This window comes from Candidatus Hydrogenedentota bacterium (assembly GCA_019695095.1).
GTDB lineage: Bacteria > Hydrogenedentota > Hydrogenedentia > Hydrogenedentales > SLHB01 > JAIBAQ01.
The window spans coordinates 19964-31381 of record JAIBAQ010000065.1 but is presented as its reverse complement, the minus strand read 5'-3'; the positions used below and the strand labels follow the sequence as shown (position 1 = coordinate 31381).

The window sequence follows — 11418 nt, the reverse complement described above, 5'->3', positions numbered from 1 at the left end:
GTGTCGAGGGCGCCGGTTTCACGCATTGCCGAGGCAACGATGAACAGGGCTGCTACCGTGAGCATGCCTTCATTGGAAAACCCGGAAAAGGCCTCCTGCGGCGTTATGAGTCCTGCTACGGCAAAGAGGATAACGCCGCTGAGTAGCAGCATATCCGGGGCATAATCACGCGCTAAACCTACAAAGATGACGGCAACAACGCCCAACGCAAACCACGCGTTCCAGTCCACTACAGCTATCCTTCCAGATTCATCCCCAGGACAAAGCGTTCCGAATCAGAAGTCAGAACAGGCGGTATTATAATGACTACTAAGGCAATTGTAAAAGTAATAATTGAGGATTGACGGCGGTAAGTATTTGCTCAAGGAGTACTTGCCGGTGGAGGGGGCTGCGGAGGCTCGGTACCCGAAACGGCAGTCGACCCATCTTGCGGGGGTGTAGCCGCCGGTTGCTGTTGTTCTTTCGCCAACTCATCCAGCACTTGCTTTGTGCGAGGCTGGTCTGGGTTTACTGACAGCGACTTTCCGAAGGCTTCTTGGGCTTCCGCAATCCGGTTCATGCCCCGATAGACGGACCCCAATAGGTTCCACGCGACATAGTTGTCAGGTTGGAGCTTGACGCAACGGCGCAGCGGCCACATGGCTTCCGCAACGCGGCCCACGCGAGTGAGGAGTTTCGCGTAGGCCAGATGGTTCTCTGGCAGGTCGGGCATCCAACGGCGGGAGGCTTCGAAATCGGCTAAACCGCCCTCAATAGTGTGTTGAAGAAAGGGTTGCAGTTCCGGGATTGTCCCGAGGGCGTCCAGTGCATCCGAAGCTTTCGCGACATCACCGTTTCGCAGGTCCAGCGATGCGAGAGCAATAATTGCGCCGCGGTGGTCTTTTTTCACTTCGAGGGCCTTGGTGAGGCTTTCGCGGGCGAAGTCGTAGAGACCCATCTCCTGATACAACGCCCCCAGCGAGGCAAGACTGCGCGCGGCCGTTTCGGGTTCCGGCCCCAACGAGATGGCTTTCTGTAGCGACTTCAGCGCGTCCTTGCTCTTTGCTCCGCCCAGCGCGGATTGAGTCTCTCCGAGAATGGTCCACGCCAAGGCGTCGTCGGGGCGCAACGCGACTGCACGAGTGACGGCTGCCTCGGCGAGATCGAAGTCTTCCATGGCCGAGAGCAGGCGCGCGTATTCGAGGAGCAAATCGAAATCGTCTGAAGTGGCCGCGCCGGCTTGATCGAATAGGTCACGCGCGCTCTGCTGCAATTGCACGGAGGCATCACGGTGCTGTTTCGCGGCGTTCATATCGCCGTTCATCTGAGCCGTGGCATAGGCATTCTGCTCTTCGGCCGATTTTTGCAGGGATTGGCGCGCTTCATCCAGCAAGTCCGGTGCTGGCTGTGCATATGCGGGGATAACGAACGCTGAGAAGACTACAACACAGGTAGTCACGACAACGCTTCTGCGGATAAACGGAATCGACATCGGTTGCTGCCTCGTTTCAATTCCATGAACTATAGGGAATGCGTGATGTTACCTGCGAGGCCGGGGTGGAATCCAGCAAACGAACAGAGGATTTGAAAGTTGAGATTTGAAATCTCAAATATAGTTAAATACAAATACATGTATAAGGACATGCGTTTTCTTGGGGGAGCTCGCAAAATGGGTGAGGAATTCCTGATTCCATAACCTCAACGTCTCGCACGTGAGCACTTTGCATTGGCGCTCAATCGCGCCGGTGCAGACTGCGGGCTAGACAGCGTCGTCGCGGAGCTTCTGGGCCATTAGGGGCGGGCAACCGTTGCAGCGGTGCTTGACGTTGGTAAGTTCCTCGGGGATGGAATGCGGCAAGTTGGTGTCGGCCATGACCGACGACAGTTTCCGTTCGAAGAAATGCCCGAAGCGGTACTGCTCCTTGCCGAGCACGAGTCCGCACGTGTACATATTCCCCGTTTGTCCGACGCAGGTCATTCTGCTTGGGAGTTCGCACCGAGGTGAGCGGGCCTCGTCATTGATGCCTTCCGCATTGTACACGCGGATTCCCAGATTCTCGGCGATCCGCGCCGAATACAGGTATTCGCCGTCGATGAAAAGGCGTGTTTTGCTCAAATCCAGCTTGGCGATTAACTCAGCGTCTTCGTCGCATAGGGGCCGGCCATACAAGTGGATGCCGACAAGCATATCGTGGCTGACTTGAGCCCAGTCGGCCATGGTGACCAAGTAGGGATGCTCAGAAATGGGCCTCCCAATGCTAACGATGAGCGTGCGCACGCCAACCGAGGCGGATTCGTCGATGATATCGAGCCACTCATCCAGGGAGAGCGGAGCCTGACGTTCTTGTGCGGGCAATTGACAGCCGTTTACGTCAAACTCACCGGGCAGGTGCATCCAGAGGTATTCGACCTTGATCTGCGGTTCTTGGATGCACTCTTCCTTGCCGCATTCTTCGAGGCCGCGCATGATGGCCTGAGGGAGTGCGAACGGATTCTCTTCCTGATAAATCTCCTGCCAGCGTTTGCGGGAACTCACGTGCTCTCTACCTACTTCTCGATTTGGGCCAACCGACGGTTAATGTCCCGAAGCGCCGGATATACGTCCCGGTACACTTCAAACCGTTCTTGAAACGCCCGTCGTCGCGTCTCGTCCGGCTCACACACATAGGCGAATCTTACCGCGTGCTTCACCACGTTTTCTATTGAAGGGATCACACCCACACCCCGGCCAGCCAACATGGCAACACCGAAGGCTGCGGCCTCCGTCGTTTCCAGTACGGCAACGGGCATCCCCAAAATGTCCGCTTTACGCTGGACCCACGTTCTACTTTTAGCCCCGCCGCCCACGGCTCGCAGGCGTTTCAGGACTACTCCCGCACTCTGTAACATTTCCAGATTCAATTTCATTTCATAGGTTACGCCAGAAAGAATTGCCGCAACGACCTGTTCCCTTGGCGTGTGAAGCGTCAGGCCAAGAATGGCCCCCCTGCTTTGGGTGTCGAAATGCGGCGTTCCGGTAACCGTAAAGTGCGGCAGGAGAAGCAGATTCTCGGGTTCCGGCGAGATTCCGCTGCAAATAATATCGTACACGCTCTGTCCGGTCTCGGCAGCCTGGCGGGCGTCTTCTCTGCCGAAGGTGTCCCGGTACCATTTCAGAAGTGAACCGCCGGTAAAATTGAAGGCGATCGATGCATAGAGCCCCTGAATACAACTCGGATAGCAGCAAAGATTGTTCTCCACGGTTTTCGAATTGACCGTGTACGATGTGAAGATGGGACAAATACACTCGACTGTGCCCGTCGCGTATACCGCCTCTCCCCCGCTCAAAATCCCGGCTCCCAGCGCCCCTGCGGGTTGATCGTGACCTCCTGTTACCACAACCACGCCTTTGGGGAGGCCAAGTTCGTCGCAGACGCGATTGGGAATCGAACCGACAACACGGCCCGAAGGCGCCGGTGTTGCCAGGAGTGCCGGGTCCACGTCGGCAATGGACAGGATGTCCCGCGACCATTGCCCCGCCCGCACGTCCAAAGCCATGGTGCGGGCCGCAAGACTCAGACTCATCGTGGGTTCGAGTCCAAGCCGAAGATGCACAAAATCTTCGTAACACAGCCATTTCCACGCGGAACGGTACACGTCAGGCTGGTTCTGCTTGAACCAGAGGATCTTATTGAGCGAATACATGCCGTGCAGCGGCATACCCGTGATCAGGGCCAATTCCGTGCGCGATTTGTGCTGGAGCCACCATGCCGGCATGTCCGCCGTCCGCGCGTCAAACGTGACCACGCTGTTTGTCAGGCAGCGGTGGTCCTTATCGACAGCATGAACGGCCTCGCCTTGCGCGGAAATGCCGATCGCCCGGATGGGGTCGGAGGCTGTCTTCGCGGCAATCTCTTTGAGAACATCGCGAATGGCTGACCACACGGTCTCCGGGTCGAGTTCTTGCCAGCCAGGGCGGGGAGATAGAAGCGGGTACTCACGATAGGCTGAAGCGAACGGTTTTCCTTCTACATCGAAAGCCACGGCCTTGGTTCCGGTCGTGCCCACGTCTAACCCCAAAAGACTCATAGCGGACGTACTCCTCCTGCCAGTGAATATTGTGGACGGTGGAGACGTAACAGTCAAGATTAAACCACAAGTTTTTTGAACGGTCGTCCGGAGCAGGGTGATTGGGCTTCTGATTCACGCACTCGCGGCAAGTAATGATAGGCATATCCAGGAGTAAGAATAGACACCCCTATTACGGGGTAAAGCTGCAAGAGCGTATCATGTTGGAGTTCTGGTTATGAATATGAATACGAGTATGTGCACGGTCTGCCGTTCCGCCTTGAACGGCACGCCCAGCTATGCGGTCACCGTCAAGACCGGCGACGCAAACCCGCAAGCGCATGAGTATTGCGGTACATGTGCCGCGCGGTATCTCGATACGGTTGACATGTTTGGAATGACAGTCCCCTTGATTGACTCCGTGCGGTGTCTTCCCGCCGCATAGCTTGAGCCACCTTCATCCACCAGGAAGACACATCCACGTCACAGCGGTGGATTGAGTTGTTACAGTGACCCCTGCATATTTAGTATAAAACGCAGTTTGGCACCCGCCTGAATGTGAGTACATTTCGCGCCCTGCTTGAACAATCCGTTGGCGAAGCGTACACTCTATCTCCATTAACCTCACCTTTGGCGGGAGTACTGCATGAAAGCCTTCTTTTGCGTTGGGACCCACTGGGACCGCGAATGGTACGAGACATTTCAAGAATTTCGGATGTGGCTGGTCGAATTAATTGACGACTTGCTCGATCTGATGGAGCGCGAGCCCAAGTTCAAGTACTTCCACCTGGATGGGCAGGCAGTAGTTTTAGAAGACTACCTCGCTATACGTCCAGAGCAACGTGAGCGATTCCTGGCACTGCTTAAGCAAGGGCGCATCCTCGCGGGACCGTGGTACGTGTTGCCCGACGAATGGCTAATCTCCGGCGAGAGCTTCGTGCGAAACCTGATGCTCGGCATGCGGGTGTGCCGTGATCTGGGGATTCACCCGATGCCGTATGCGTATACCCCCGACCAATTCGGCCACGTGGCAACGCTGCCGATGATCATGAGCGGTTTTGGGCTGGACGTCGGGATCATCTGGAGAGGGGCGCAAGACGAGAATTATCCAGGGCAATTCATGTGGGTAGGTCCGGATGGCAGCCGCATGATCACCCATAAGTTGATGGACCGCGGCAGTTACGGCCCGTTCGACTTTCTGGCTCGACGTCCATTAAAAGAAGGCAACTACTCCGATGAGAGTTTCTCTCATCATGTCGAACCTTACTTGGAGGACGAAAAGAAACGTTCGCCGGCTCCTCTTCTGCTTCTGTTGGACGCGATCGACCATCAGAGCTGCGATACGGAGATGATCCGCGCGCTTGAGGAAGTGGCGCGCCGCAATACGGACATTGAGTTCGTTTGGGGCACGCTGCCGCAGTATGCGGACGAATTGCGGAAGTATGCGGACAAACTTCCCGAGCGAAAAGGCGAGTTGCGCGAACCCGCGCGCGACAGCAAGCGCGTGGGGCAATACCTGATCGTGCACACGTTGTCGAGCAGGTATCCTCTGAAGCAACGCAACGATCGATGCCAGGCGCTGCTTGAGAAGTGGGTGGAGCCGTACGCGCTCTTCCAGAAGATGGCTGGCAAGAGTCCCATTTGCCGCTATATCGATCTCGCCTGGGAGTATCTGATCAAGAACCAGCCGCACGATTCGGTTTGCGGTTGCAGTATCGATCAGGTCCACCGGGATATGCTCTATCGGTACGACCAGTGCCTCGAAATCGGCGACGGCGTATTGCGCCGCGCCACGGCGTCCATCGCGGAGGCCGATAACGCCGATGCATCGGCCACGCACTTGGTAGTCCATAATCCATTGCCGTTTGGCCGCCTTGGCGTGTTCAACTTGTCCATTCCCTTCGCAAAGGACTGGCCGGAGCAGTACATCGACGGACTGTGCACGACCGAGCGGCTGAACAAGTTCACGCTGCAAACGAAGGACGGCTCGCCAATCCCGTTCCAGCTTACTCGCATCGACCGCGAAACCGTCCACAAGCGGTTGGATGCTAAAGGCCGCTTCGCAACGCATGTCGGTGACGTGTATCACGTGGCGGCGGAATTGGAATTGCCACCGTCCGGGCACGTCAGCATTGAGGTGTGTCCTTCACAGGATGCTACGCGCAATTTTGGCACCCTGCTGACAGGTCCGCTGTCCGCGACGAACGGCGCGCTTTCCTTGAAGGTCAATCACGATGGAACAGCTCGCGTTGCTCATGGGGCAACCGGCCGTGTGTACGATGGACTTTTCGTCTACGAGGACTGCGGTGACTCGGGCGACGGGTGGACGCGCGGCAAACTTATCAACGACATCATCGCGCGGACTCCCGGCACGCGCGTGACAGTTGGAATCGATGAGGACGGTCCGCTGCGCACGGTATTTCGCATCGAACGCGAGTTCTCGCTTCCGCGCGAGATGGAGCGGAGAACCTGGAGCCGTTCCGATGATCGCGTAGTGCTTAAGACCACGGACTGGCTTGCCGTGCAGATCGGCTCTCCGTGCGTGCACGTGCGCACGCGCGTGGAGAACACGGTCAAGGATCATCGTTTCCGCGTCTTCTTCCCGACGGGTGTCGCGTGTAACCGTTCCTTTGCCGACACACCGTTTGGGTTAGTGGAACGGGACATTCTCATACCCGAGGAAACCGCAACGTGGCACGAGCGCATCAATCCAGAGAAGGCTTTCACGTCCCTCTTTGGCGTACAGGACGCGCAGGGTGGACTCGCCGTACTATCTCCTTTCGGTCTTCATGAGTATGAGGTCACCCAGACGCCGGAGCGTTCTTTGGCGCTTACGCTATTCCGCTCGACTTTCCAGACCGTGATGACGGCAGGCGAACCGGATGGCGAATTGTTGGGGACGCTCGATTTCGAGTACTTGCTCTATCCGTTTGGAGGAGGATTCGACGCGGCGCGCGCCTTGCGGATCGTTTCGGAGTCACAAGCCGGTGTCTACGCGCATGCGACGAAGCAACTCCTGGAACAGCGGTCGTTCCTTGAAGTGACTCCTGGCGAAGCGGTAGTCACCGCGATTAAGCCGGCCGCCTCGGGCGACGGCGCCGTTGTGCGTTTCTGGAATCCCACGGACGAAATGAAGCACGAAGTCATACGACCGGCTTGCCGCGTGGCTTCGGCGCATGTGTGCAATCTCAATGAAGAAATCGGTTCGGCGATTCTCATCAAAGACAACTCGATTCCGGTGAGCGTGCCACCGCGTGGACTGGCCTCGGTGTTGTTCACGTGGGCAACTTAGGCGAGGCCCAATAAGCGCGCGAGAAACGCGCAGGTGTGATTACGGATTCCCTGCAAAGCCTATCTTCGGGTCCAAGACCAGGAACCTTGGTTCTTGTGGCGTGTTGGGTACTGCGGGACTCTGCCTATCTCTGATCCCATACAATTCCTTAAAGCGCGGAAGTGGTGTTAGTTCCGAGCGGGGGACCGCGCCAGCGCGGGTTTCAGTGGTAGATACAGAAGCCAAGCGGATGGTCTTTTCTCTTGAGTGCCGCAGGCACGGCAGACTCCAGCCTGGGGTAAGATTCGCGGCAACGACGCGAATCGAAACCCCAGGTACCAGCCCCCAACCCTACGTGAGCCCTGTAAGGGCGAGAGCAACTTGAATCGCTTAAGCGGAGGTTTCCTTCGCGGGCATGACGGCAAACCGACGACGATACCGCGTGCCCAGGCTAACCAGCGTTAACCACAGGAGAATGGTTGCAGTAGGCGGAATTGGCACTTGCGTGGGTCCATCGACGTTCAGCACGACGAGGGAAGACTCCACGACTTGGGTGCCGTCGGTAACGACGAGGACGTACAAGCCCGAATCGAGATGGTCGACGGCAGAGAGCGTCAATTGCGGCGTTGTGGCCCCATCGATCGGAGTGCGTCCTCCCTGCCCGTCGTCACGGTACCATTGGTAGTTGAGGCCCGTGGTTCTGCCATCGACCGTAAACTCCAAATGAACATCTTCACCAGACTGCGCATCGACTTCGGAATCCCCCTGCAACGTCAACGCAAATCTCACGAGTGGTAGTACCAGCCGCGACGGATGCGTCGCATCGAGATGGAACGTCACGGATGCTGCAGTTGCGACGGCCCCGGCATCGTCGGAGAGGTCCGAACCGTCCTGCATATTCACGTCGTATCGATCGAAGTTGGAAGAGGCAACAAGCAGCCCCAGTCGATGCCCCGCCGGGATGGTAACCGCCGTGGGATAAAGCGATACGGTGACGTCATAGATTGTTCCCGGCGCTAGAGTCGCGCGCGAAGAAGGATTCGCAGCCAGCGACACGCGTTGAATGCCGTCCGTGATGAGGATTGAGCGGCCATCCGGATAGATGTCGGTGAGCCGCAACGCCAGGTCCGTGTCTACGGCATCGCATTCCACAAATACATGTGCCGTGACTTGCCCTTCAATGGACATCGGTTGCGTCAATACAGGTGTCCTAAAGACAAGCACGTCGCTGCGCGCGTGAAGCGATTGCAGGTCTCCGGGTCCTTGCGTGGCGGTGCTTTGGAGAACGGCCCCAAACAATGTTGGCACCGGGTCGGACGGATCGGCCGTGTACGTCAGACTTGCGCTCGCGGCAACGGGAGACGTGCTGTCCAGAGCGCCTGTCTCGGTCAAATAGAGCGTGCTCGATTGCGTATCGGCGGGCGGCCACTGTTCGCTGTGCAGCCATCGGTCATCATTGATTCGATAGTAACGAACCGTGGGTTGCGACACGTAAGCGTTGTCGATTCCGCGCAGGTAGTGGTCAAAGAATTGGACCGCTGCAAGCGACGACTGATGTTCAGCACCCGGAAACTCAAGTTCACCCTGATTCAATTCGCCGACGTGCGAATGCGACCACGGTCCGACCAGGATCTTCTGATACCCTTGTGCGTTGGGGCCGCCCATCGTCTGCACATCGTGCATTTCCCGCATCGTTTGTGTGGGTTCGTGGTCGTACCAACCGGTAATGTGCAGCATGGGGACATTGACCAGACTCGGGTCACCACTGAAATCCTCGGCCAGATGCCAATACGTGTCGTACAGCGGATGGGCCTTGACGAGCGATAGACCACCGAATAGCCCATACACGAAGTCGTTTCGGTCACGGGCATACACCCCGCCCGGGTACGCTTGGTCGTACCACTCGCGGTAATGGTAAACCATGGGTACGCAACCCTTAAGGTGCGGCGGCTGCTCGGCCGCGGTCTTCAATTGAATTGTGCCCAGTGCGGAAGCGCCCCATGTTCCCACGTTGCCGTTGCACCACGGCTGCTGAGCGATCCACTCGACGGCGTCATAGCCATCTTCACCGCGCGTGGGACTACCGGAATACGCCGCGCCGGCTGAATCGAAGAAGCCGCGCCAGTCCAGCACGACAAAGGCGTAGTCGGGACTCTCTAGCAGCGGATCGTCGCTGAACTCGAAGACGAATATGGGTATGAACAGGTCCTTGTTATAAGGCGTCTGAATGAGAATAACGGGCCAAGTTCCAGTCGCGGCGGGTAGATAAATGTCGGCTGCGAGCGTGTACGGAGCATCACGCATGGGGATCTGCGTAGCCTGGCGTATATGGGCATGCGCCCACGCGCCTTGAACCAGAACTAGCGACGCCAGAACTAAACAGTACTTTCTAAACATAGACTCTCCCGTTGCACGCCCTTATATTGTAACCTCCATTTTCCGGAAGGTTACACGAACGGGTGAGACGACTGTCCGCATTTGACTGGTGAAAGAATCCTATCTCATCTAAACTTGTTCGGAGCTTCTTGCCCTATGCTCCCTTTGTCGAAAGCCTGTAACTTCAGGAGAGGAAAGATGATGGCGCGGATCTCGTGGCTCGCAGTATTGAATCTTGTCTTCGTTGCCTCTTGGGTGTGCCAAGCGGACGAGACCGCCGATCGATGGATACAGCGGTTCACGCCCCATGCGCCGCAAGTCGAGCGCTCGGGCGTGGCACAGCGTTCTGAACTCGGTCTTCCCTCCTTCACCGTCACTCCCCCATCTGCCGGTCTTCACATTGTGCGGTTTTCGGCTCCGTTTCCAGCGGGCGCGTTTCCGAGCGAGCTTACGCTGCGCGTGTTGGCCGGCGGAGAAACCATCCAGCCTGATGTGCGCGTTCTGACGTTGCACCCTGGAAAACCATCCAGCGTTCGACGGGCGATGATTACGTTCCCTTACAAATTTGCGGACACGAAGCCGCTCGAGTGTTCGCTGGAACTGTGCGACGTGTCTGCCTCTTCTCCTGAAGACGCGCGCAAACTCGAAGGCGACGGCAACACGTTCAAAGTGGGCGACGTCTCAATTACCGTGACTCCGAGCGAAGTGACTGTGGATCACGGCAACGGATCGGTGTGGAACGCACGCCTCCTTGCTCCTGCGCTCAGCGGCGAATCGCAAGCGGTGCCTTGCCTCATTGAAAACGGCAAGTTCTATTCCTGGCGATGGCTGATGATCCCAGACGCGACGTGGCCGAGAATCATTGAGGTTCAAGCGGATTCGACGGGAACCGTCGTTATTCGTGCCTATATTCAGCGCTTGGAGAAAGGAGATGGTTTCGCCCCCGAATTGGGATGGCGCATCGAGGGCCCTGCCGTCGCACACGTCGAGCATCACAATTTCTCGTCAGGTGACACCATTCACGTTGACTCCGCAGATGGCCAATTCGCTTTGACGTTTCCTCAGGCGGCGTTCGTGCGGCGGGGGTATGTGCACGCGGCAACGGAGAATGACAAGGGACTCGTGGATTATGTCCGCTGCACCCCGGATGAGAAAGTGCCGTTTCAGGAGGCTGCGTGGCGTACGGCGGCCATCGTGATTGGGAAGTCGGGCCATACGCCGCGGACTTCGCTTCTGGAGCCGGACGTTGATGTGCGAACCAATTCGAAGGTGCTTGAGGCCGTCTACGGTTATACGCCTCTCCCCTCGCTGGCGCTTTGGCCTGTGCTCGACGACTTGGTGGCGTTTACGCGCAATGCCATTGTAAACAGTGCACTGCGCGGCGACGACTTCGGCAATGTGACTTCGTTCGAGCCACGTTCGACTGTGTCCGTATACGGAATGAACCGCCTGAATCACTGTCCTGCAATCTTTGAAGAAGCCTATCGTGCGTCGGATAACCGGCTCCGGGATACAGCGGTTGCGTGGTGCGCGAACATGGTCGACCTGAGTCTCTGGTGGGGAGATGCGGAGGATTTCGGTGGCACGCGCTACAACAATGCCGCGGCTGTGGACCCGTCCATTAAACCAGACCCTGCGTTTATGTGGCGCTCGAATAATGCCTCAAACTTCTGCACGAAGGGGTATGACTCGTTTTTCTTGGCCTACGAAGAGACAGGCGATCCCCGTTTTGTGACCGCATTGGA

The 11418-nt window shown here is 57.3% G+C and carries 7 protein-coding genes; 2 read left to right on the top strand and 5 right to left on the bottom strand.

The features are described from left to right. The 4 genes from K1Y02_12495 to K1Y02_12480 all read right to left on the bottom strand — a co-directional run. On the bottom strand, window positions 1-230 hold a 230-nt coding region (locus K1Y02_12495; protein MBX7257174.1), incomplete at its 3' end, for an SLC13 family permease. Window positions 231-361: 131 nt separating this feature from the next. After that, a complete protein-coding gene (locus K1Y02_12490; GenBank protein MBX7257173.1) occupies window positions 362-1471 on the bottom strand; it encodes a tetratricopeptide repeat protein in 1110 nt (369 codons plus the stop codon). 267 nt (window positions 1472-1738) lie between these two features. Next, on the bottom strand, window positions 1739-2515 hold the full coding sequence (locus K1Y02_12485) for a hypothetical protein (protein MBX7257172.1): 777 nt from the start codon (window positions 2513-2515) through the stop codon (window positions 1739-1741). An 11-nt stretch (window positions 2516-2526) separates the two neighbouring features. Beyond that, window positions 2527-4047 (bottom strand): hypothetical protein, encoded by a 1521-nt coding sequence (locus K1Y02_12480; GenBank protein ID MBX7257171.1) that lies wholly within the window; start codon window positions 4045-4047, stop codon window positions 2527-2529. Window positions 4048-4270: 223 nt separating this feature from the next. Between K1Y02_12480 and K1Y02_12475 the strand changes: the two genes are divergently transcribed. Further along, window positions 4271-4471 carry a hypothetical protein gene (locus tag K1Y02_12475; GenBank protein MBX7257170.1) on the top strand — a complete coding sequence of 67 codons (201 nt, stop codon included), beginning with the start codon at window positions 4271-4273 and terminating at the stop codon, window positions 4469-4471. A gap of 201 nt (window positions 4472-4672) precedes the next feature. Then, complete coding sequence (locus K1Y02_12470) at window positions 4673-7318, top strand: hypothetical protein (GenBank protein MBX7257169.1); 2646 nt, start codon at window positions 4673-4675, stop codon at window positions 7316-7318. Window positions 7319-7687: 369 nt separating this feature from the next. On the opposite strand, the gene K1Y02_12465 is transcribed toward K1Y02_12470, so the two are convergent. Then, window positions 7688-9694, bottom strand: coding sequence for a CocE/NonD family hydrolase (locus K1Y02_12465; GenBank protein MBX7257168.1), 2007 nt, complete (start codon window positions 9692-9694; stop codon window positions 7688-7690). Window positions 9695-11418: the final 1724 nt, after the last annotated feature.